The organism is Tenacibaculum sp. E3R01, from assembly GCF_003318185.1.
In the GTDB taxonomy this organism is placed as follows: Bacteria; Bacteroidota; Bacteroidia; order Flavobacteriales; family Flavobacteriaceae; genus Polaribacter; species Polaribacter halocynthiae.
Genome location: NZ_QOCC01000008.1, coordinates 108986 through 133043 on the forward strand (window position 1 = coordinate 108986; position 24058 = coordinate 133043).

At 28.5% G+C, this 24058-nt stretch carries 20 protein-coding genes, 1 other RNA gene and 1 pseudogene; 9 read left to right on the top strand and 13 right to left on the bottom strand.

Translation table 11 applies throughout. The annotated features are described in order from the left end of the window. Both DS884_RS01385 and DS884_RS01390 read right to left on the bottom strand, forming a co-directional pair. A complete protein-coding gene (locus DS884_RS01385) occupies positions 1-1260 on the bottom strand; it encodes a dihydroorotase (RefSeq protein ID WP_113785493.1) in 1260 nt (419 codons plus the stop codon). Then, on the bottom strand, positions 1257-3218 hold the full coding sequence (locus DS884_RS01390) for a BatA domain-containing protein (RefSeq protein WP_113785494.1): 1962 nt from the start codon (positions 3216-3218) through the stop codon (positions 1257-1259). Before DS884_RS01390 ends, DS884_RS01385 begins: the two co-directional genes overlap by 4 nt. A gap of 122 nt (positions 3219-3340) precedes the next feature. On the opposite strand from DS884_RS01390, the gene DS884_RS01395 reads away from it, so the two are divergent. The 3 genes from DS884_RS01395 to rlmF all read left to right on the top strand — a co-directional run bounded on the left by DS884_RS01395 (position 3341) and on the right by rlmF (position 6582). Beyond that, positions 3341-4006, top strand: coding sequence for a class I SAM-dependent methyltransferase (locus DS884_RS01395; protein WP_233487089.1), 666 nt, complete (start codon positions 3341-3343; stop codon positions 4004-4006). After that, positions 4007-5599 (top strand): bacillithiol biosynthesis cysteine-adding enzyme BshC, encoded by a 1593-nt coding sequence (gene bshC, locus DS884_RS01400; RefSeq protein WP_113785495.1) that lies wholly within the window; start codon positions 4007-4009, stop codon positions 5597-5599. A gap of 137 nt (positions 5600-5736) precedes the next feature. Beyond that, positions 5737-6582, top strand: a complete 846-nt coding sequence (rlmF, locus tag DS884_RS01405; RefSeq protein WP_317047317.1) for a 23S rRNA (adenine(1618)-N(6))-methyltransferase RlmF — start codon at positions 5737-5739, stop codon at positions 6580-6582. 35 nt (positions 6583-6617) lie between these two features. Here rlmF and DS884_RS01410 read toward each other — a convergent pair whose 3' ends face one another. After that, positions 6618-9062, bottom strand: coding sequence for a carboxypeptidase-like regulatory domain-containing protein (locus DS884_RS01410; RefSeq protein ID WP_113785496.1), 2445 nt, complete (start codon positions 9060-9062; stop codon positions 6618-6620). A gap of 12 nt (positions 9063-9074) precedes the next feature. Further along, on the bottom strand, positions 9075-10766 hold the full coding sequence (locus tag DS884_RS01415; RefSeq protein ID WP_113785497.1) for a M23 family metallopeptidase: 1692 nt from the start codon (positions 10764-10766) through the stop codon (positions 9075-9077). 148 nt (positions 10767-10914) lie between these two features. Between DS884_RS01415 and DS884_RS01420 the strand changes: the two genes are divergently transcribed. The 4 genes from DS884_RS01420 to rny all read left to right on the top strand — a co-directional run bounded on the left by DS884_RS01420 (position 10915) and on the right by rny (position 13281). Further along, a complete protein-coding gene (locus DS884_RS01420) occupies positions 10915-11205 on the top strand; it encodes a hypothetical protein (RefSeq protein WP_093871850.1) in 291 nt (96 codons plus the stop codon). A gap of 11 nt (positions 11206-11216) precedes the next feature. Further along, a complete protein-coding gene (locus DS884_RS01425) occupies positions 11217-11504 on the top strand; it encodes a cell division protein ZapA (RefSeq protein ID WP_093872084.1) in 288 nt (95 codons plus the stop codon). A 54-nt stretch (positions 11505-11558) separates the two neighbouring features. Then, positions 11559-11667, top strand: a non-coding RNA gene (gene ssrS / locus DS884_RS01430) — 6S RNA. A gap of 48 nt (positions 11668-11715) precedes the next feature. Beyond that, positions 11716-13281, top strand: coding sequence for a ribonuclease Y (gene rny / locus DS884_RS01435; RefSeq protein ID WP_093871849.1), 1566 nt, complete (start codon positions 11716-11718; stop codon positions 13279-13281). A gap of 57 nt (positions 13282-13338) precedes the next feature. Here the strand turns inward: rny and DS884_RS01440 are convergent, their stop codons facing one another. Continuing rightward, entirely contained in the window at positions 13339-14067 is a 729-nt protein-coding gene (locus DS884_RS01440; protein WP_147239350.1) for a hypothetical protein, read from the bottom strand. 182 nt (positions 14068-14249) lie between these two features. Then, entirely contained in the window at positions 14250-15209 is a 960-nt protein-coding gene (locus tag DS884_RS01445; RefSeq protein ID WP_113785499.1) for a glycosyltransferase family 2 protein, read from the bottom strand. Positions 15210-15331: 122 nt separating this feature from the next. Between DS884_RS01445 and DS884_RS01450 the strand changes: the two genes are divergently transcribed. Together DS884_RS01450 and DS884_RS01455 are read left to right on the top strand one after the other, a co-directional pair. Next, positions 15332-17356, top strand: coding sequence for a hypothetical protein (locus tag DS884_RS01450; protein WP_158530809.1), 2025 nt, complete (start codon positions 15332-15334; stop codon positions 17354-17356). Then, entirely contained in the window at positions 17316-17951 is a 636-nt protein-coding gene (locus DS884_RS01455) for a class I SAM-dependent methyltransferase (RefSeq protein ID WP_199488175.1), read from the top strand. Before DS884_RS01450 ends, DS884_RS01455 begins: the two co-directional genes overlap by 41 nt. Here DS884_RS01455 and DS884_RS01460 read toward each other — a convergent pair. The 7 genes and pseudogenes from DS884_RS01460 to DS884_RS18370 all read right to left on the bottom strand — a co-directional run. Continuing rightward, positions 17948-18745: a glycosyltransferase gene (locus tag DS884_RS01460; protein ID WP_113785501.1), complete on the bottom strand. Its 798-nt coding sequence runs from the start codon at positions 18743-18745 to the stop codon at positions 17948-17950. The genes DS884_RS01455 and DS884_RS01460 overlap by 4 nt on opposite strands. A gap of 36 nt (positions 18746-18781) precedes the next feature. Next, a complete protein-coding gene (locus tag DS884_RS01465; protein WP_113785502.1) occupies positions 18782-19939 on the bottom strand; it encodes a gliding motility-associated C-terminal domain-containing protein in 1158 nt (385 codons plus the stop codon). A 234-nt stretch (positions 19940-20173) separates the two neighbouring features. Then, positions 20174-21082, bottom strand: a complete 909-nt coding sequence (locus DS884_RS01470) for a hypothetical protein (protein ID WP_113785503.1) — start codon at positions 21080-21082, stop codon at positions 20174-20176. Then, positions 21079-21948 (bottom strand): hypothetical protein, encoded by an 870-nt coding sequence (locus DS884_RS01475; RefSeq protein ID WP_147239351.1) that lies wholly within the window; start codon positions 21946-21948, stop codon positions 21079-21081. Before DS884_RS01475 ends, DS884_RS01470 begins: the two co-directional genes overlap by 4 nt. A gap of 2 nt (positions 21949-21950) precedes the next feature. Next, positions 21951-22667, bottom strand: a complete 717-nt coding sequence (locus DS884_RS01480; protein ID WP_113785505.1) for a hypothetical protein — start codon at positions 22665-22667, stop codon at positions 21951-21953. Beyond that, the gene (locus DS884_RS01485; protein ID WP_147239352.1) at positions 22664-23374 is read right to left on the bottom strand and encodes a hypothetical protein; all 711 of its coding nucleotides are present in this window, start codon (positions 23372-23374) and stop codon (positions 22664-22666) included. Before DS884_RS01485 ends, DS884_RS01480 begins: the two co-directional genes overlap by 4 nt. Positions 23375-23467: 93 nt before the next feature. Continuing rightward, a pseudogene (locus tag DS884_RS18370) lies at positions 23468-24058 on the bottom strand (hypothetical protein); the annotation flags it as partial.

The window sequence follows — 24058 nt, forward strand, 5'->3', positions numbered from 1 at the left end:
TTATGAATTTAATATTAATTGCTTATTATTAAAAATACCGTAAATTTTACCTCTTAATTTTTTATTCAAAAAAACACTATTCTTAGAAGTAGAAAGTATGTTGTTTTTTGTAAAAGTATATTCTCCATTTGGAGTAAATAAAGATAAATTGGCTCTTTCGTTTTCTTTAATGGTATTCAATTTAATTTGAAAACGTTCTTTAGGGTTTTTAGATAAGCAATTGGTAATTGTTTCTAAATCTAAAATTGTGTTTAGAGCTCCAAAAGCACTCTCTAAACCTATAGTACCATCCTTTGCAATAGAGAATTCTACTTTTTTATGCTCTATATCTATAGGGTTGTGATCAGTGGTAATTATATCAATAACTCCATCTCTTACTCCTTTTACTAAAGCTTTCACATCTTTTTTGGTTCTAAGAGGCGGATTCACTTTTTTATTTCCATCAAAACCATGTAGTTCATCATCAGTTAAAAGTAAATTATGAACAGCAACACTACAACTTACATCTAATCCTTTCTTTTTAGCCTCTTTGATTAGCTTTACAGATTTCTCTGTTGTAATTGTTGGGATGTGTAATTTACCTCCAGTGTACTCTAATAAAAATAAATCACGAGCTACTTGCATTTCTTCTGCAAGGCTAGGGATACCTTTTAAACCTAAGGTGGTGCTATTTACACCTTCATTGGCAACACCATCTCCAGCAATAGCTTTGTTTTTTGGGAAACTTAAAACTAAACCATTAAAATTTTGAGCATACAATAATGCTATTTTTAATAAGTTATCATTATTAATAGGCTTATTATAGTCTCCAAATGCAACAGCTCCCGATTGTTGCATGTCATATAGTTCAGCCATTTCAATACCCTTGCTTTGTTGTGTTAAAGTTCCAATAGGGTATAGGTTTGTGGCAAAATTAGTAGCCTTATTTATTAAAAATTCAACTGAAGCTTTATTTTCAGTAACAGGGTTGGTATTTGGGTTTACGGCTATTTCAGTAAAACCACTTTTTGCAGCTACTTCTAAACCATGTTTAATGGTTTCTCTCTCTTCATATCCTGGTTCTCCCAAGGAAACACTTGTATCAAACCACCCAGTAGAAACATGCAAGTTATCTAGTTTAACGGTTTTGTATTCTTTTTGATTAGGTATGTTGTTATCAATTTTAGTAATTGTTCCGTTAGTAATTAAAATATCTTTTACTTGATTGTTAAACGGACTTGAAGTGTCTATAATTGTAGCCGATTTTAGCAGCGTTGTCATGGTTTGAAGAATTTTAATATCAAAATTTCAAGAAGCAAAGATACAATGGAAAGTATTAAAAACCATTTCCAAAGCCATTGAACTTCATTTTTTTTATGAATACTACGTAGGGTATCTTTAACAGATGTTGATATACTACTATTATTATTATTATTATTATTTTGTAAATCAACTATACTTTTTAGCGTTAAATAATTTAGTAAACTTTCTTTTTTATTGTAATTGAAAGCTATACTTTTTAGGGTGTCCTTTTGTTGGGAAATATAGTTGAAACCAGCTTTTAAAGGTTGATTATTAGTTGTAATTCGAATTTTGTTTTGATATACTTGTTGTAAAGGAATAAATGAATTATTTTCATTATTAATGGCTAACACAACCTCTTTTCCTAATTGTTTATTAATATCAATGTTATTTTTCTTATTAACTATATAATACAGTTTAGATAGCTGTAAACTTTGTTTTCCCATATTATAAAAAAGTGGGACAATTAAAGGTGAGTTTGTAAAATTACTATTGCTTCTTAGTAAAGATGCAGCTACCCAAAAAACACTAGCTTTTGGTAAATTTACTTGAGATACAAAAGGAGTATTATTTTCAAAAAATAATATGTTACTAGAGTTTTTTAGTAAAGAAGAATATGAACTAACAGTATTAGGGTATTGAAAATTACTAACTTTTTTTTCAAAAACATTTTTAAAAATAGGATGTTTAAAATTTACACTTGTTATTTTTAAGCTATCGGTATTTTTCTTTAGAATACGACCAATACCTAACTTTTTAAATAATTTATTATAAGATGTAATAGAAATGTTTTTACTTGGAATTATAGTTAAATCACCTCCTTTGTTTAAATAATCAAGTAAGCTAGTAATTAGAGTTTCAGGTAAATTTTCAATTTCATTTAAAATGATGAGTTGTTGTTTTGGAATTGCATTATAGTTTATATTCTTAATAGATGATTGTAGAAAGTTAAATTCATCTTTTGTATAAATTTTATTTAGAAAAGATGTTTGTTCTCCAATAGATAGAACGTTAATTTTTTCGTTGGTAACTAATGAAAAATAATAAGAATTATCAAAAGAAAAAGCATCTTTAAAATTTAATAGGACCTTACCTAAAAACTCAGGTGTTTTTTGAATAGAAAAAACTACTTTTTGGATACTATCTTCTTTAATATTAAAAGTTTGCTTATTAATAAGTTTTTTATTGTTGTATATAGCAATAGGAATATTGTTTTTAGCGATTCCTTGGTTACGTATTAAAATATTGATTTCAAAATTAGAAGAGTTAGTATCGTTTACAGATATACTATCAATAGAAAGATTTTCCTTTAATTGAGGAGTTAATTGTACATAAGAAGTGCTTTCATTAAAATTCTTAAAAACATCTTCTGATGAGTTTTGAAAATCTGAAATTATAATACTTTTGTTAATCGAATTATGTGTTATTTTTTCAGTAGAAATTTTCAAAAAAACATCTTTTAAAGTTTTCTCTTCAGATGTGTTTTCAATTTTTAATAAAATGTCTTTTAGTTCAGAAGCAGTTTTATTTTGATGAAAGTTATTGTTAGTTTGTAATGAGTATGTTGCTTTCTCAGATAAATTTTCTATTAACTCTTGTATTGCAACTTTTAATAAATCTCCCTTATTTCCTTCAGTGTTTGTGCTAAGTGAGTTATCTAAATATAAAAAGAAGTGTTCTTGCTTATCAGCTTTTTTATTACTAAAATATGGTTGAGAAAAAGCTAAAATTATACAACATAATAATAAAAGTCGTGTAGCTAAAATTAGCCATTTCTTAATGCGTGAACTTTTACGTGTTTGTAAAACTAGTTTTTGTAAAAAGGCTACATTAGTAAAAGGAACCTTTACAAATTTTTGTAATTGAAATAGATGCACTAAAATTGGAATAATTAAAAGTGCTAAAAAGTATAGAATCTCAGGATGTTTAAATTGCATATTTTTCTAAAAACCAATTGTAAAAATAACTAAAATCCTTCTTACAAAAACAAACAAGTTAAAAATATGTTAGAAGAGCTAATCATTTTCGACCAAAGATTAAATTTTACTATTTTTGAAGTATGACTACAAAAGAAAGTGATTGTAAGATTTCAGAACCTATAAACTTAAAAAAACATTGGAACTCTGCATACATAAATAAAGGAACTGATGAACTTGGTTGGTATGAAAGGAGTGCTCAAAAAACTATCGATTTAATTAACAAAACAGGGGTTTCCAAAGGAGCATCTATATTAAATGTTGGAGTAGGCACTTCTGTTATTATTGATGAATTATTAGAAGAAGGATTCACAAATTTAATAGCTAATGATTTTTCTGATGAGGCACTAACTAAAGTTAAAAGCAGATTAAATGGTAAAGCGGAGGAAGTTATGTTTATTGCAGATGATTTGTTGAATGCAACTACATTAAATAAGCTAACAGATATTGAAGTTTGGAATGATAGAGCTGTTTTACACTTTTTTTTAAATGAAGATGAACAAACAACTTATTTTAATTTGCTAAAGCAAGTTGTAAAACAAAATGGTTTTGTAATTATAGCCGTTTTTTCATTGGATGGAGCTAAAAAATGTTGTGGATTGCCTTTGCAATTATACGATGAGAAAATGTTGCAAGAAAAATTAGGAAAAGATTTCAAGTTAATAGAAAGTTTTAAACACACTTTTATAAACCCTAATGGTGGTGAAAGACCTTATGTTTATACATTGTTTCAAAGAATAAATAAGTAAATGAAAACGACACAAATACCATTTAAAAATACAGGTTTTTTCTCTAAAACAATGATTGATTACTTAGAGGAAGATAAACAAACAAAACCATTTTATGGTAACTTTCCTTCTGTTAAAGGATTGGAAAAACAATTAGATGTTAAAAAAGATTCAATTAAAGAAAAAACAAGAAAAGCTTTAGTGAATGTTTTAAAAAAACAATATCAAAAAGTTAAAACATCTGAATTAACCCTAAATAATATTGATAAATTACAATTTGGAAATACCTTTACTATCACTACAGGTCATCAATTAAATTTATTTACTGGACCGTTGTATTTTTTGTATAAAATAATATCTACGATTAACTTATGTGAAGAATTAACGTCGAAGTTTCATGGAAATAATTTTGTACCTGTTTATTGGATGGCAACTGAAGACCATGATTTCGAAGAGATTAACTATTTTAACTTTAAAGGAAAAAAAGTGCGATGGAATAGTGATCAAACTGGTGGGGTAGGTCGTTTTTCAACTGAAGGACTTGATGAAGTATTGAATGTGTTTTCTAATCATTTAGGGAACTCTAAAAAAGCTCAGTATTTAAAGGAGCTTTTTGAAGAAGCATACGTTAATCATTCAAATTTAGCAGATGCTACTCGATATATAGCGAATGAGTTGTTTGGGGAGTACGGGTTGGTAATTTTAGATGCCGATGAACGAGAGTTAAAGCAAGAGTTTATACCTTATATAACTAAGGAGCTAAAAGAACAAGTATCTTTTAGGAAAGTTAATGAAACCATAAAAGAATTAGGTAAGAATTACAAGGTACAGGTAAACCCTAGAGAGATTAATTTATTTTATTTGACAGAAGGTGTTCGAGAGCGAATTATATTTAAAAACGGAGTATACACTGTAAATAATACCGATATATCATGGGATTTAGATAGTTTAGAATTACATTTAAAAGAATGTCCAGAATGTTTTTCTCCTAACGTAATTATGCGTCCACTATACCAAGAGGTAATTTTACCTAATCTTTGTTATATTGGTGGTGGGGGAGAGTTAGCATATTGGTTTCAACTTAAACAATATTTTGAAGAAGTTGAAGTGCCTTTTCCAATATTATTATTGCGTAATTCAGTGCAAGTTTTATCAGAAAAACAAGTTAACAAATTAGAGAAATTAAATGTCACTATTGAGGAATTATTTGTTAAACAAAATGAGTTATTAAAGAAAAAGGTAACTGAAAAATCTGATGTGTCATTTGATTTTGATAAACAGAAAGAGTTCTTAGAAAAACAATTTAATGATTTAAGAGACATTGCAAAAAGCACGGATGTTTCTTTTGTTGGAGCTGTAAATGCTCAAGAAAAAAAACAGCTAAAAGGGCTCGTTAACTTAGAAAAACGTTTGTTACGTGCTGAAAAACGAAAACAATATGATTTAGTACAAAGAATAACTGAATTACAAAGTGAAATATTGCCAAATTTAAGTTTAGAAGAACGCCAACGTAATTTCTCAGAATATTATTTAGAGTATGGAAATAGCTTTATTAAATATTTAAAAGAAAACTTACATCCTCTAGATTTACAGTTTACTGTGATGACTATTTAATGTGAAGTTTCTTATTTGAGTTTGTAAAGAGAATGTGATGACCAATAGTAGATTTGATTATTAAAATTTATTATAGTGATATTTAAGTAGCTGATAAGTCTTAATCCTTACTTTTGCAGAACTTTTGTTAAATAGATATGAAATCACTACATCCTAATAATTTACATAATAGCGATTATAATTTTACTGTTCTTAAAGAGAAATATCCTAAAATAGGAAAGTTTGTTGTAGAGAAATTTGGTAAAGAAACTATTGAGTTTTCCGATCCAGTAGCAGTTAAAGAGTTTAATAAAGCTTTATTATTGGCGTATTATAATATTAAGTATTGGGAGTTTCCTGATACTAATCTATGTCCGCCAGTTCCTGGTAGGGTAGATTATATTCATTATCTCGCTGATTTATTAGGAAATGAAAAGAATGTTAAAGTATTGGATATAGGAACTGGGGCCAGTTGTATTTACCCTTTATTAGGAAATGCAGTTTATAACTGGAATTTTATAGGTACCGATATAGATGCTGATTCACTAAAGATAGCCCAAAAAAACATTGACAATAATAATTTGGGAAATAGTATTGAATTGCGTTTTCAAAAAGATGAGACAAATATTTTAAAAGGTTTATTACAACCCAATGATTCGTTTACAGCAATGATGTGTAATCCTCCATTTTATAAATCAGAAGAGGAGGCTAGGGGTGCAAATAGGAGAAAATCTAGGAACTTAGGAAATAATGCAGTGCGTAATTTTGCAGGGAATTCTAACGAATTATGGTATGTTGGTGGAGAAAAAGCTTTTTTACATACTTACCTATATGAAAGTTCATTATACCCTAAAGCTAGTAAATGGTTTACAAGTTTAGTATCTAAAAAAGAAAATATTAAAAGTTTAGAAAATTCCTCTAAAAAATTGGGGGTAACAGAATTTAAAGTTATTTCGATGAATCAAGGAAATAAAGTTACCCGAATAGCTTGTTGGAGGTTTTAACAATATAATGTGTTTACAAAGCTTATTAAGTAGTATTAAAATTTCATTTTAACATTAAAATTCATAACTCTTCCAGTCATAAAGTTAGGTATAGCGTATTGACGTTTACTATAAGCATCACGTACCCAAGTATTGGTAATTGCATTACGAATATCAAAAACATTAAATAACTCTAACCCAATAGTTAATTCTTTAAAATGACGTAAAAATCCGTTAGAATGTTGTTTGTTAATATCTGCTACAACATAAGAAACACCTAAATCAGCACGCTTGTAGTCGTTTAGTCTATTTTGGTATTGATAAACATCAGCATAAGCTGGAGCACCACCAGGAACTCCAGTATTATATACGATATTTAAGTAAGCTTTTAAATCAGGTAAATTAGGTACATAATCTTGAAAAAGCATTCCAAACTTTAAACGCTGATCAGTTGGCCTAGCAATATATCCTTGATTATTAATATTTTCTTCAGTTTTTAAATACCCAAAACTAATCCAACTATCATTACCAGGAACAAATTCACCATTTATTCTAAGGTCTAATCCATAAGCATACGCTTCAGTAATATTATCTGCTCTGTATCGAATACGAACATTGTCAACAGAATAAGAGTTTACATCAGTTAAATTTTTATAATACAATTCAGTAGTTAATTTAAAAGGACGTTCCCAAAGTGTAAAGCTATAATCGTTACCAGCTACTAAATGAATTGATTTCTGTGCTTTTACTTCTGGTTGTGCTATTCCATCATAATCACGTAATTCTTTATAAAAAGGAGGTTGTGAGTACCATCCTCCAGAAATTCTGAATAGCATGTCTTTTTCCCAGTCTGGTTTAATAGCAAATTGAACTCTAGGACTAAATGTAATTTGGCTTTTAGAAGGTTGGTTGTTTGTGTTTACTGTCCAAGCATGTGATCTTACACCTAAATTTATCCAAATTTTATGATTGTTCCATTCTGTTTTTCTACTAAATTGAATAAACCCAGAAGCTCTATTAATATCAACATTATTTTTAGCTTTTACTCTTTTAAAAGGTTCAATTGGTCCAGTATATGGTAAATAAGGTTGATTGTTTGTAGAGTGATGGGGTGGTCGCACAGAGAAACCTAGAGAATCAATTACTTCCCATTCATTAATTCTGTCTTTAATGTTTTCAGTTTGATATTTGATACCAGCTTTCCATTCATTTTTTCCATCTTTTAATGTAGCTCTTATTTGGGCAGAGTTTATTAATGCATCTAAATCATTACGAGCATGATTTATTTGAGAACCAATCCCTTGAGAAAATTTAACTTCACCAAAATTTTCTGAACCAACATTACTATCAACTTCTCCCAAGTTATAAGAAGCAGCTATATCAAAATACTCTTCTTCTTGGGTGTTAAATGAAGAAATTGTACCTGTTAGTTTAAGATTTTCATTTACTTGATAGTCCGCTGAAAAAGCACCAAAAAGAGTTTTAAAACGATCTTTTTCTTGACCTCTATAAAAAACAATTAATTCAAGAGGATTGGCAATAGTACCAAACCTAGTTTTACGGGTTAAAGGCTTATAATTATAATTGTTTAAAGAGAAATTACCAAGAAAATTAAGTGTTAATTTGTTAGAAGCTGTATAAGAAAAAGCTGATTGGATATCAGTAAATTCTGGTCTGAAATTAACTTCTGTTTGTTTACTATTTACAAATAAACTATTGTCACGGTATCGTACCCCAACCATAGCACTAAGTTTATCTTTTAAAAAAAGATCTTCTACTGTAAAACTCCCTCCTAACAAACTAAGGTCTAATTGAACTCCAAACTCTTTAGGTTTTCTATAGGTGATATCTAAAACAGAAGAAAGTTTATCTCCATATTTAGCTTGAAATCCACCAGCAGAAAAATTAATGTTCTGTATCATATGTGGATTAATAAAACTAAGACCTTCTTGCTGTCCAGAACGGATTAAGAAAGGACGGTATATTTCAATCCCATTTACGTACACTAAGTTCTCATCAAAATTACCACCTCGTACATTATACTGTGTACTTAATTCATTATTATTACTAACACCTGGCAAGGTCATTAATATATTTTCTACACCAGCATTTGCGCCAACAATGTTTTTTACTTTGTTAATATTTATTTTTGTAATTCCTTGTGCTTCTTTCTTATTGTTTTTAACAACAACTTCTTCTAACTTTTCATTTATATATTCTAAAGTTGGAGAAAAATTAAAAGTTCTTTTACCTCTTGCTGTAAACTTTTTAGTTATTATTTTGAAGGAAACATGGCTAAAAGTAACTTTTACTGTTTTTCTTATAGGAATAGTAAATTGATAGTTACCGTTTTGATCAGTTGTAGTTCCTTTTTGTAAGTATGATATAGCAACACCTTCAATTGGCGAGTTATACTTGTTGGTAATTCTTCCTTTAACTAATGCTGTTTTTTGAGCAAAAATAAGTGTTGGGAATAAAAGTAATATGATTAGTTTCTTCAAAATAATGTGTGTTTACTTTCTAAAAAACGTAGCTTTTAATGTTTTGGTATTACCAACGTTATCAGAAAGTACAAGTTTAAAAAGATGTTTGCTACCAACCAACTTTTTATCACTAAAATCATAAGTTAATATTCCTTTTTTATGATTAAATTCCATTAAAACCCATTGATTATTAATGGTAGCATGATAATTTCGTATGCCAGATTCTTTATCGATAATTTTAACTTTGAGTTTTTTATGCTTTGTAACCCATTGTTTATTGTAAAAGTTTAATAATTTAATGTATGGTTTTTTTGTGTCAAATAGTAATTTGTAACTACCTAATGATTTAGTAGAAGTATATACTTTGTTAAATTTTTTCTTAGTAGAAACATATCTTGGATATTTTGGGTAATCTACATTAGCAATATATACTTGTTGTTTTTGTAAGTCTGTTAAATGAGTTGTGTTAAACGTCAATGTATAGCGTTTATCTAAAGGTATTGTAGGAGTATGAACTTTAGTTACACCATTTTCAACTTTAAAATCTATAAAACAATCTTTATAAAAGGTGTTTTTAGGAAAAGCAATTATGCTATTTTTTTGTTGAAACTTATTAAAGTTTTTAGCAGTAATTTTAAAGTTAGTTGTATCTTTTTGCTGAAAAATTAAATTACTTTTTACACCCTTAACTGGTATTTTAATACTAGTTGTATTATTTTTTAAATCTTTAATTAGTATTTCAACAGTGTAATTTAATCCGTTTTCAATAACAATTTTTCCGTTATTCACTAAGTTTTTATACAAACTCAATCTGTTTTCAAGTACTTTATGTGTTTTTTGAACTCTTTTCTTATATTTTTTGTAGTGTTTATAATCGATTAATAAATTAATGAATTTACTTTCTGAAAAAGAAAATGTTTCTACATCATGATAATATACAGTTGTCCCGTTTACTTTCATTTCTAAACTATAAATTCCATTTTTATTTGTAGCACCATTTAGTCTATCAAAAGTACTAACACCAAAGCCAATTATTCCATATGCATTAATTCTGTCAGTAATATATTTTCCTTCTTCAACTTGTTTAAATTGTAAAACAGCTTTATTTGTTGAATTATCAATACGAGCATCATCGCTTAATGGGTAAGCAATTAATTTTTGAATTGTTGGTCTCTTATTATCTTTTGGGTTTATACCAAAAAGCAAAGGGTTAATTATTTTTTCTGTTTTAGTGTTTCTTATTTCATAATGTAAATGTGGTCCACCAGACCCTCCAGTATCACCAGTATAACCAATTATATCTCCTTTTTTTATTGGAAACTTTTCAGGCTTAGGGAAAATATTCCCAATTGCATATTTTTCTTTTTTATACTGTATGAATTTAACATATTGTTGTATAGGATTTTTAAATTTTTGTAAATGAGCATACACTGTAGTATATCCGTTAGGATGCTCAATATATATGGCTTTTCCAAAACCATATTGCCCAATTTTTATTCTAGAAACATGTCCATCAGCTGGTGCATAGATAGGTATACCTTCCTTTCCTTGTGTTTTTATATCTATTCCAGAGTGAAAATGATTACTACGCAATTCACCAAATGTACCCGATAAAACTATTGGGATTTTTAAAGGAGAAGAAAAATAGTTTTTAGGATATTGATGCTGAGTAAATCCAAATTGACTAAGAAATACTAAAAAAAGAAAAGAGTAAAATTTCAAAATTGCAATAGTTTTGCAACAAAATTAGCAAAATTATAATAAAAAGTAAATGGTTAAAATAGAGTTATTTACTAAAAAGCTGTAAAAATTTTGTTAAATTAATCTATAATGGTAACTTTGTAGAAATAGTTTTATTCTCAAAAAATAAATGAGTAACACTCAAAAAGCAATTCATTTACTGGAAGATAGATTAAAAACACTGTTATCCAATTATGAATTTTTAAAGGAAGAAAATAAGATTTTATTTCAAAACAATGCTAAGTTACATAATTTATTAAAGGAGAAAGAGCAAGAATTAGCAATAAACCAAAAAGAATTTAAATTGTTGAAAATTGCAAAAACTATTGAGGGCAGTAACGAAAATACAAGAGAAACAAAACATAAAATAAATACTTTAGTAAGAGAGATTGATAAATGCATCAAACTCTTAAATATTTAAAAGTTCTTTACATGACAAAGTTAAAAGTTAATGTTGTAATAGCAGGTAGAACTTATCCTTTAAGTGTTAATAATACAAGTGAGGAAGAAGGGATGCGTAAAGCAGCTAAAAACATTAATGATTTAATTGCTAAATATGAGCAAAATTATGCAGTGTCTGATAAACAAGATGTTTTAGCAATGTGTGCATTACAATTTGCATCTAAATTAGAAATAGCATCAATTAGTAAAGAAGAGGAAGATAAAGAAGTATTACATAAAATAAAGGCGTTAACTAATTTATTAGACGCGCAATTATAAGTTCTTTAAAATACATTATTAACATACTGCCTACATTAATACCTAGTTTAATAAACTCAACACTATTAAATTAAAAAGGATAAGTCTTGATTAGTAAAGCACGCCGACTTTGTTTCGGATTCTTGATCAATCAGTTAGTCCTAAACCTGTTCACCCGGAGTTTATAAGACCTTATTAATGTAGGCTTTTTTTATACAATCAAATTAAAATTATGGAGGGAGTATTATTTCCTGCGTTAGCAGGAATTATAGGTTTAGTAATAGGTTTTATTATTGCTAAAATGTTAGAAAAAACAAAAGCTAATAAATTAATACAAGAAACAAAAAAAGAAGCAAGAAATATTGTAAAAGAGGCAAAAGTAGAAGCTGATTCAATTAAAAAAGAAAAAATATTACAGGCTAAAGAAAAATTTATAGAGCTTAAATCTGAACATGAAAAGGTTATATTATCAAGAGAAAAGAAGGTTTCAGATGTAGAAAAAAGAATAAGAGATAAAGAAAGTCAAGTTTCTTCAGAATTAGATAAAAATAAAAAGTTAAATAGAGGTCTAGAGAAAAAAGAGGCTGATTATGACTATAAATTAGAGTTTTTAGATAAAAAAGAAGCTGAAGTTGAAAAAATACACAAGCGTCATGTAGACATGCTTGAACAAATTTCAGGATTATCTGCAGATGAAGCAAAAACAGAATTAGTAGCTTCATTAAAAGAAGAAGCAAAAGCTGATGCTATGGCTTTTATCCAAGATACAGTTGAAGAATCTAAAATGACTGCGCAGCAAGAGGCTCGTAAAGTTGTATTAAACACAATACAAAGAGTAGGAGTAGAACAAGCTGTTGAAAATTGTGTTTCAGTTTTTAATTTAGAATCTGATGATGTTAAAGGTAGAATTATTGGTAGAGAAGGTCGTAATATTAGAGCTTTAGAAGCAGCTACTGGTGTTGAAATTATAGTTGATGATACTCCAGAAGCAATTATTTTATCATGTTTCGATCCTGTACGAAGAGAAATTGCGAGATTATCAATGCATAAATTGGTTACTGACGGTAGAATACACCCTGCAAGAATTGAAGAGATTGTTAAAAAGACTGAAAAACAAATAAACCAAGAAATAATTGAAGTAGGTAAGCGTACAGTTATTGATTTAGGAGTTCATGGTTTACATCCTGAATTAATTAAAACCGTAGGTAGAATGAAATATCGTTCTTCTTATGGACAAAATTTACTTCAGCATTCGCGTGAAGTTGCTAACCTTTGTGGTATTATGGCTGCAGAAATGGGCTTAAATGCTAAAGCTGCTAAACGAGCTGGTTTATTGCATGATATAGGTAAAGTTCCTGAAACTGAAAGTGAACTTCCACATGCTTTATTAGGTATGCAATGGGCGGAAAAATATGGAGAAAAACCAGATGTTTGTAATGCGATTGGAGCTCACCATGATGAAATAGAGATGAAGAGTTTATTATCACCTATTGTACAAGTTTGTGATGCTATTTCTGGAGCACGTCCAGGAGCTCGTCGTCAAGTTTTAGATAGCTATATTCAACGATTAAAAGATTTAGAAGATATAGCTTTCGGTTTTACAGGTGTACAAAAAGCTTATGCAATACAAGCTGGACGTGAATTACGTGTAATGGTTGAAAGTGCAAAAGTTAATGATACTAAAGCAGCTGAATTATCATTTAATATTTCACAAAAAATACAAAATGATATGACGTATCCAGGTCAGGTTAAAGTAACAGTAATTCGTGAAACGAGAGCGGTTAATGTGGCGAAATAAGAATAAAAGAATACACTTTATATTAAAAAACCCGAGTTTTGACTCGGGTTTTTTAGTTTATTTATTTCTCCTTGATTTTATTTTTTGTTTTGTTGTAGGTTTTTTAAAGTAATAATTATCACTATTTCTTTTACTCTTTCTTCTTTTTAAAACTTTACTACGTTTACCTATTCTAGCATTAGGCTTTGCTCTGTAATAAAAGAAATTGTTATCTTCTTTAAATTGACGATAGTTATTTCTGAAATCTCTTCTATAAAAATATGCATTGTCATAGTCAAAAACATCTCCAATATTAATATCTATACTGAAGCCATCATCACAACTTTCATATTCATTATAGTGTCTTTGACTTTTTACATCTCCTTTATAAAATGGATTTCCCCACCTATCATATCTAACACGTAAATTTCCTACTTTAGTTAATTGACCTCTTCTGTATCTAATAAATACACTACCAATACGTGTTACGTTACCTCTGTAGTCGTAATTAACAAATACATTACCAATTCGTCTAATTCTACCTTTAAAATCCCTGTCAATACGAACACCTCTATTGGTTTTAGTACGTCTACCGTAATAATCTACATATTTGGTATCTCTATAATGTGTGTTAAAATCAAATTCACCATTTAAAAAAACATGAAATTGAACATTTCTTTCTACAAAGGTTACTGCGTCATCGTAACGATATGTAACCCCAATTTTGCTAGTTGATTTATTAATATTGTTTGCACTTAAAGGTGTTAAAAACATTATTGTTAATAAAAAAAGTATCCCTGTTCTCATAATTACTAGTTTTAGGGTTATGCCTACTCTATATGCTTTTCAGCTACCGCATTTATTTATAGTTTTCAAATTGCGTGCCAAAAAAATAAACTAAGAAGTTAATGAGTTTAAAATTTTTAGGTTAAGTTGTTGTTGTATAGTGTTTTTTTCTTGTATTGGGTTTTAAGAATATTTTTGGAAGGTTACTTTTTATTAGGAGCATTTAATATATCCACTTGAATTGCTTGTAGAATAAGTTGGAAGCCAAGAATTATAGAAATTGTTATAATCATAATTGTACCAGTAGGAGTAAAAGTATCATTAGAACTATAATAATACCAATTATATACACCAAATATAACACCAAATAAAAAGAGAGGAATTCCTATTAAAATATATAAGGAACCAATATTAAAATCATATAAGAAGTATCTTTTTATTATCCGTTTTATAAAAGTTTTGGTGAGGTTTTTTGAAAAAACAAAAAACATCTTAAATACATTCATATTTGATTTTTCATCACCATAAATTGCAGGCATAGATATATCTTCAATAACGATGTCTTCAAAATAGAGTTGAGATAAAAGTGATGTTTCAAAATAGTATCTATCATTGATTTTTGAAAAATCTATTTTTTTTAAAGTTGAAGTTTTGATAGCCAAGAAGCCATTTGTAGGGTCAAAATTGTGCCAATAACCAGTAGCTACCTTTGTTAAAAATGAAAGACCTAAATTTCCAAATTTTCTTAAAAAAGGCATTTTTTTCAAAGCTGTAAAATCTTTAAATCTATTTCCTTTAGTCATAGAAACTTCTTTGGTAACTATAGGAGACAATAATTCAGGAATGTAACTTAAATCCATTTGGTCATCAGCATCTACTTTAATAACTATATCTATATCGTTACTGATAGCATAGTTAAACCCGTGTTTGGTGGCTCCTCCGACACCTAGGTTTATTTTATTTTCTAAAAAAACGCAATTTGTTTGTTCCTTAAGGCTCTTTAAAATTTCCTTTTTAGGTAATGATTCTTTACTTTTATCATCAACTATAATTACTAAATTTATAAAAGAAGGTATTTTAGAAACAACTCTAGTTATTTGTTTTGATGCATTGTAATATGGAATTACTATTGCTATTTTTTGATTGTAATTAAGAGAATTCATTAAGTAAAGAATTATTGACCTAAAATTATGGTAACTTAGGCTAAAATAAAAATAAAAATAAATTATTTTTGGAACTTTAAATTTATAATATGTTTGTTAAGAAGAAAAATTTTTTAATATTATTGGCTGTATTATTTATTAGTTTATTAATAACGTATTCTAATCATTTTAACAATGGTTTTCATTTTGATGATACCCATGCTATTGTTAATAATGTTAACATTAGAAATATAAAAAATATTCCTGAGTTTTTTGTGAACACAAAGATGGTTAGTTCATCAAAAGATCATTGGGGATTAAGACCCGTTGTAACTACTAGCTTGGCCTTAGATTATTGGATAGCAGGAGGGTTGAATCCTTTTTATTTTCATTTATCTACATTTATTCTTTTTATAGGACTTTTGATACTTATGTTTTTCATGTACAAAAAAATTATATTAAAATCTATAAAACATCCTTATACTGAGTATCTTTTATTATTAACTGTTGGTTGGTTTTCTTTGCATACTGTTAATGCCGAAACTATTAATTATATAATATCTAGATCTGATGTAATTTCAACGTTCTTTATTGTTCTTTCTTTTTGTATCTACATTTATTTCCCTTCTAAAAGAAGAACTTATTTATATGTTTTGCCTGCGATGATTGGAGTGTTGGCAAAAGAAACAATTATTGTTTTACCAATGGTTTTGTTTGTATACATATTGTTTTTTGAAAAGGATTTATCAGTTACAGATGTTCTTAAAAAAAGAAACTTTAAAACATTAATTAAAACATTTTTTAATTTACTTCCATTAATTTTAGGTATTGTTTTAGTCCAATCTTATACATTATTAAAAACTGGATCTATAGCAGGACTATCCAATAATTTATCTCATTATATACAAACACAACCATTTGTATGGTTTCATTATTTTATAAGTTTTTTCTTACCATTTAATTTAAGTGGAGATACTGATTGGACAGTAATAACTAATTTTTTTGATGATAGATTAATTGCAGGGTATATTTTTTTAATAACATTGGTTGTTATAACAATTAAAACTTCTAAGAAAAAACAAACTAGACCAATATCTTTTGGATTAATATGGTTTATGTTTGCCTTATTACCAACGTCATTAGCCCCATTATCAGAAGTAATGAATGATCATAGAATGTTTTTTCCTTTCATAGGTTTAGTTTTTAGTATAGCCTACGCAATAGCTTTGTATTTATTAAAGTTTGAGTTAAAGATAAAATCAAGTAAAAAAAGCATTTATTTTTTATGGTTTGGCATATTTAGTGTTTTAGGAGCTTATGGATATGGTACTTATCAACGTAATAAGGTTTGGTTAAATGATGAAACTTTTTGGTATGATGTTACTGTTAAAAGCCCTAACAATGGTAGAGGTTTAATGAATTATGGATTAACTCAAATGTCAAAAGGTAATTATACTATTGCATCTGAATATTTTAATAAATCATTAGAGTTTTATCCTAATTATTCTACATTGCAAATAAACTTAGGAGTTTTGAACTCTGCAAAGGGAAATATAATAAAAGCAGATGAACATTTTAAAAGAGCAATTAGTTTAAAGCCTAATGATGACCTTGCTTATTATTTTTATGCTCGATTTTTGAATAAAAATAAAAAAGACAATGAAGCTATAAAGAACTCTACAAATGCACTAAAGATTAATCCCTATAATTTAGTTAATAGACATTTGTTGATGCAAATTTATTATGATAAAAAGAATTGGGAAAAATTAAAAGATTTATCAAATAAAACTTTAAAATTAGTACCTAATGATAGTTTATCCTTAAAATATTTGAACTTATCAAAGGGTAAAAAAACAAAATTAATTCTAGCATTAGAAGATGTTAAGATAAACCCTACAGCAGAAAAATACTTGAACATTAGTGTGTTATATTACATGGATAAAAAATTTAATCAATGCATTAAAGCAAGTGAAAAAGCAATTGAATTAAAAACTAACTATGCCGAAGCGTATAATAACATAGGGAGTTCTTATAATGCTTTAGGAATTTATGAAAAAGCAATTATTGCCTGTCAGAAAGCAGTAGACTTAAAACCTGATTTTACTTTAGCAAAAAATAATTTAAATTATGCTAAAAAGAAACTTAGAATTCAAAAGGAAAGAGAATAGAATGAGGAATACTAATAAAAAAGCATATACAGATAGATTAATTACAAAGCAGTATGTTTGGTGGAAACGTTTATTAGATGTTCAGCGTCCTTACAGAAATAATATTCGAAAATTAAATTTAGGGTATACATTAGATATTGGTTGTGGGATAGGTAGAAATCTACTTCATATTGAAGGAAACGGTGTAGGGGTTGATCATAATATCGATTCTGTGAATATTTGTAAGAGTAAAGGGCTTATAGCTTATTCAAATAAAGAATTTAAATTATCCAAATACTGTAAGAAAGAAAATTTTGATTCAATATTATTAGCTCACGTAGCAGAACACATGACCAAAAGTGAAGCTGTTTTTTTGTTAAAAGAATACGTACCTTTATTAAAAAAGAAAGGTAGAATCGTTATTATTACACCACAGGAAGCAGGCTATAAATCTGATAGTACGCATGTAGAATTTACAGATTTTACTATAGTTAAAGAAATATTTGATGAATTAATTATTTCTCATGAGAGATTTTATTCTTTTCCATTCCCAAGGGTATTTGGTAAAATTTTTAAACATAATGAGTTTATCAGTATCGGAAAAAAAGTAAACTAAATCTGGTTGTCTTTATGACCAACTGCATATATTTTACCTAAAATTTTAGCAATAAATGGGCCCCATATTTTTTTAAAGATTAAATATTCTTCTTTTTGTCTAACTCCAGAATTAAGTGAAGCTGTTGTTTCTGATTCATCATGAATACGATGTTGAATAAGTTTTTTGTTTATAAAAATAAAGCTTCCCTTTTGTCTAGCTATTTTTAGCCAAGCTATCCAGTCAAGTGCGCACATATAGTTTGGAGAGAAAATTTTATGGCTATTTTCAATGTCTTTTAAATTCAAGGTAACAGAAGGGCAACATATTGGATCTCCTAAAAGTAGAATTCCCTTTTTAATAATAAACCAACTATGTGAGTTTTTAACTAAAAAAGGGAATAAAAGAGTTTTTTTTATTTTATAATTTAATGAAGACTTTCTTTTTTTTTCATTTACTAAATCATAGTAATCTGTAAATATAAGTAAAGGCTTTTTGATGTGTTTTATTTTATTTAAAACAGTTTCTGTAAATGATCGTTCATAAATGTCATCTTGATGGGCAATGGTCGCATATTGAGTTCTTACGTTAGATAAAGCAAAGTTCCAATCGTTACCTATACCTTTCTTATCTCCTTCATAAGCGTAATACTCTAAATTATATTTATCTGCAATACGTCTAGTATTTTTAGTAGGAGTAGAGGTTGTTATAATTATATTACTTTCAATAGATTGTTTTTTTAAATTATTTATGCAAATCTCGAGATAGGGAGAATTTTGATATACAGGAATTACAAAAGTATGGTTTGATTTCATTAAAGAAAATAATATTTATTTAACAAAAATAAACTATTATCGATGAATATAAATCCAACCTTTCTGGCTTTTACTTTCATCACTTCCTAATTTCAGTAAATAAAAATAGGTTCCGTCTGGTAAATCTTGATCTTTATTAACAGTAACTCTACCATTTGATTTTCCTTTCCAATCATTTTTATAGTTTTCAGTTTCGTAAACTACATTACCCCATCTATTAAAAATTGATAAATTATTATTTTTATATTGCTCTAAACCTTCAAAAGTCAATGTTTCATTTTCAGAATCACCATTAGGAGTAAATATTAAGTTTATATCAGCTAATTCACCTGCAGCGAATTCAGAACCTATAGTTATTATAGTATATTCATCAGGAATGAAAGAATTTGACATTATTCTACCAGAATTAAGATCTCCAGATGAAGATGTTCTACCCAAGTCAATCCACTTAGATTCAGTTTTGCTCCACCCAACAACTCTTAAAAGATTAATATTATTACTAATAGCATTTATATCACTTTTTGGGTCCCAAGTAAGTGTGATTTTTGTTTCTGAAGCTCCATCTAAATCCCAAAATTCTAAATTACTGATGTTACTAATAAAAATTTGTTTTTGAGAAGTAGAAAAAGACTCTGTAAAATGAGTAGGAGGAGTGTTTGGGTTATAAAAATAATAAGCACCACTATATTCATTATTATTAGTTTGTGATGGTAAAATCATTGGTCTTAATCTATTGTCATCACCAATAGGAAAAACAAATTCATTAGTTCCAAAAACAGAAGAGTAACCATCAACATGTCTTGAATCATCTTCTCCAATATAAAATTGATGATTTATATAATCTAATGATACATTAGGTTCATTTCGTGGAGTAAAAACTTTACCATTGATAAAGCTCATTTCTCCAGTTGTTCCCAATGAGCTATATAATTCAATATCATTTATTGCATCAAATTCTAGGTTTTCAAAAACAGCTCTGTTGTTACCAGATACTGTTCTTATTTCACTATCACTGTAAAAACCAGCTAATCCTTTATTGTTGTCATCCAAAACTCCATCGTTAATAAAGTCAGTATGAAATCCTACACTTGCATTTTCATGCATTTTAATATTTCCGTAATTGTGAAACGCTGATGTTTGAGCGTTGATAAATAATGACATAAATAATGCCATAATAGATAATAAAAACTTCATAAATACCCCCGTATTTTTTAATTCTTTAATTATTTATTTTGAAACTTGAAAAAGTTTATACTGTATGTTCCTGTTTATGTTATATACATCATTTCATATGTCGTGTTTTTTAATTCTTAATTACACATCAAAGATATTTTATTTACTATTAAAGTTATTTATATTTCGGTAAGAAGTAATTTTATAACGATAAAAGGTTATAATTTTACATTTACTTATGTTTAATAACTCTTTTTACAATCCCCAAAAGGTGATTGAGTTTTCTTCTATTTCTTGGTATTCAGTAGCATTAATATCTACTTTATACATAATAAATTCATTAAAACTAGTAGTTGCATGCTGAGCAGATTGATTACCAGTTGCCCAGCCAATAGCAAAATCTTCTGTTCTAGTACATCTACCATATATGTATGCTCCATTAAAACGTTGTACTCCACCTGAACGAGCTATACTATTCGTATTTGTTTTAATAAAAGAATATATTTCCCATACATTATTATTTCCACTATTATTAAAATTACGAGTTGGGTTACAGCATACACCAGGGTCAAAGTATAAGTTTTGATTATTCCAGTTTACATGGGCAGACCAACGATTAGAACTTACTAGTACACCGAAAGAGTGTTGTGATTTTCTTGTAGCTCTCATTATACCAATAACTGTTCCTCTATCACCATTTGTAGTAACATCTTGTACTCCATTAGGAGTGTCTATAGTTAGATGATCATTACTACCATCTCCTTGAAAATAAGGGAATGTTTCAGGATAAAAGCGAGGCTGTCTGTTTTGTGTTGTTTGAATAGCATGTCTATTTAAACCACTTTGGTCATACCATGTATGTACAAACACATTATTAGCACCTCTCCAAGCGTTAATTGCTACTATATCGACTATATCATTATCTCCCCATCCAAAATCTTGTTCAGCATTATCACCAGCTCTTCTCAACCTAATTAAAGGACCTACATAATCACTTTCTAGAACTCTCATAGAAAAGGCAAAGCTAATATCTGTAAGCTTTTCATCTAGAATGTGCGATGGTTTTAATGTAGGATATTGATTATAGGTAGCAACCTGAGAGTAACCCCATAAGGATATGAAGTAAAAAATGAAAGCTATTTTTTTATACTTATATACTATCATCTTTTTAAATCTCCTGTTAAATGAAAATTATTTGTACTAGTACATAATAACCCAGCTCCAGCATCTTTACCTGCTGTTTTAAAGCGTGAAAGTCTATTCAAAACAGTAACCCCTCCAGCTCCAGATATTTCTATTTTACCTGTATTTATTTGATAAATACTAATATTAAAACCAACGGATAAACCTGCAGGAACAGTTAACGTGACATCCGTGGTACTATTAAAAGTAAAAACTTTTCCATTGTCAGCCAATGTTAAGGTATAATTAGTTGTTTTATTAATAACTTCTGCTAAATTTGGATCTACCCATTGAGTTCCTGTTCCGGTTGATGATAATACTTGTCCATTTGTTCCAGCATTAGAACTACTATCTGAAAAAGAACCTACAACTCTTAAGTTGTTATTAAGTACTGTATTCCCATTTAAAGTGATACCATTAGAAGTAGCAGTTAATGTTAAACCTAAAGCACCAGATATTTGTGTAGAATTACCTGTAGAGCCTAATTGTAAAGCTCCAGTAGCAAATAATTGAGTAGCGCCATTACTAAAAAATTGTAATACATTTAAGTTATTAAAAACTAGTGAATTTCCGCCACCATTTAAAGTTCTAGGGCCAAGTAATGTACCATTGGAAGAATAGATGTTAGTAAATGAATTAGTAGGAGCAGTCCAAGCAGTACCATTAAAAAAATAAATATTTTTTTCAGCAATATTATATAGGAAAGAACCTTCAGTTGCTCCAGTAATATTGTTCATTTCTGTATTGTTTTGAGCAGTTGGTAACCCCATCACTGAACCAGCATCAATTTGGGAGACTACTAAATTACATGTAAAAATAAAGGCTATAAAGAATAGTATCTTTTTCATAACTATAATCCTAAATATATAAATGTGTTAACTACTAAGTATGGTTGATATCTTTCAAAAGATTGACTAGAACCACCTGTATTTACTGAAAATGTATGGCTGTGATTTCCAGATGTACTAGTGTTTGTAGTACCTCCCTGATTATAAAAAGCTCTATTTGCATCTGCACCATTTCTAATTTGATCAGCCCCTAAAGCTCTATTAAAATTATGGTTATGATTACCATCATCTGATGTTGTACCTGCAAAATTTATATTAGGTAAATTAGATTGTGATAAAGTAGTATTTGATAAACCTCCAGTGTCATTTATATTTTCAGTAGAGGAGGGGTGTTTTAATGTTCTATTTTCAGAATTAGGAATATTAGTCGTAAAACCTAAAGTTGTAGCATTAGTTTCAGCTAAAGTAGGTAAAGAGCTAGTAGCTCTACCATTTAATATATACCAACCAGAATGATCAGTTGTTAAAACACTGTATTTAATTTGACCTAATGAAATATTTACTTCGTTAACAGGGGTCCAATTACTACCGTCAAAAAAATAAATATTTTTTTGAGTCATATTGTAAAGTATTGAACCTTCTGTAGCTCCTGAAATATTATTCATTTCTGTATCATTATTTGCTACTGGTATTCCCATAACAGAATCGCTATCTATTTGAGAGTGAATAGAATTAACTATAACTATAAAAGTTAGGAAGATGAATGTTTGTTTTATCATAGTCCTAAATAAATAAAAGTGTTAAAGACTATATAAGGCTGATACCTATCAAAAGATTGATTACTCCCCCCACTATTAACTGTAACTGTATGGCTATGGTTTCCTGTAGTATTAGTATTTGTACTTCCGTTTTGATTGAAAAACGTTCTGTTAGCATCACTTGGGTGTCTAACTTGATCAGTTCCTATAGCTCTACTAACAGTGTGGTTGTGGTTACCATTTGTTGAAGTAGTTCCATTAAAAGTAACATTAGGTAAATTAGCTTGTGTTAAAACAGTGTTCGCTTGCCCTCCTGTGTCACCAATATTTTGAGTTGCAGAAGGGTGTTTTAAAACTCTATCTTCAGCATTAGGTAAGTTGGTTGTGAAACCTAGGTTTGTTGCATTAGTTTGGGCATTTGTTGGTAATGTAGTTATAGCTCTTCCATTTAATAGATACCAACCTGAATGATCAGCTGTTAAAGAACTATATACAATATCACCAATTGTATTTTTATCTTTATTAACAGGAACCCAATTCGTTCCGTCGAATATATATATGTTTTTTTGAGAAATATTATAAACCATTGACCCCTCGTTAGCTCCTGTTATACCATTCATTTCAGTATCATTTACAGTTACAGGAACACCCATTACAGAATTTGCATCAATTTGAGAAAATAAAGTTGATGTAAATAAAAGAACGACAAGGGGAAATATACGTCTCACGATTATTTTTATTTATAAGTTAGGAATAAAAAATAGTAATTATTGTTAGTTGATTATATTTTAATTTATTTATTAAAGATTTAAGTGTTATTATTAAAAATCAATAACGCTAAACATAAATTCTAAATCGATATCATCTTTTTGATTACCTCCATTATCACTATCTCCAATGTTAACTCTAAAACCACTAGCGGTTTGATTATAATATGTAATTCCAGGATCATCATAATTAGTATTACTATTTCCAGGACAATTACCACCACAGTCTTTAATAGCTAATTGAATTATATAATTTGCATCACTCATTGCTGTTGTAAAAGTAATTTGATAATCACCTTCATTTATTCTAGTTATGGTTGCTATGTTATAATTTTTAGCAATAGAATGTGAAGAATAAGTATTCGTTGCATCAGGATTGTATGTCATGGTAACTTTAGCGGCTGCTTTGATTGTAGGACCAGCTAAATAAGCTCCACCGTTTGCTCCAACTTTAATATTATTGTCTGTTTCAGCACCAACAACATTAGCTGTTTGAGATGTTGTTTCTTCGTTTACATATGTTATTGTACCCGTAGTAGTATTTTGTGAAAGGTTAGTAACAGGCCCAGTACTTCCTGTAGCTCCAGTAGCACCCGTTGCACCATTTGTTCCGTTCGTACCGTTGGTTCCATTTGTACCAGCGGC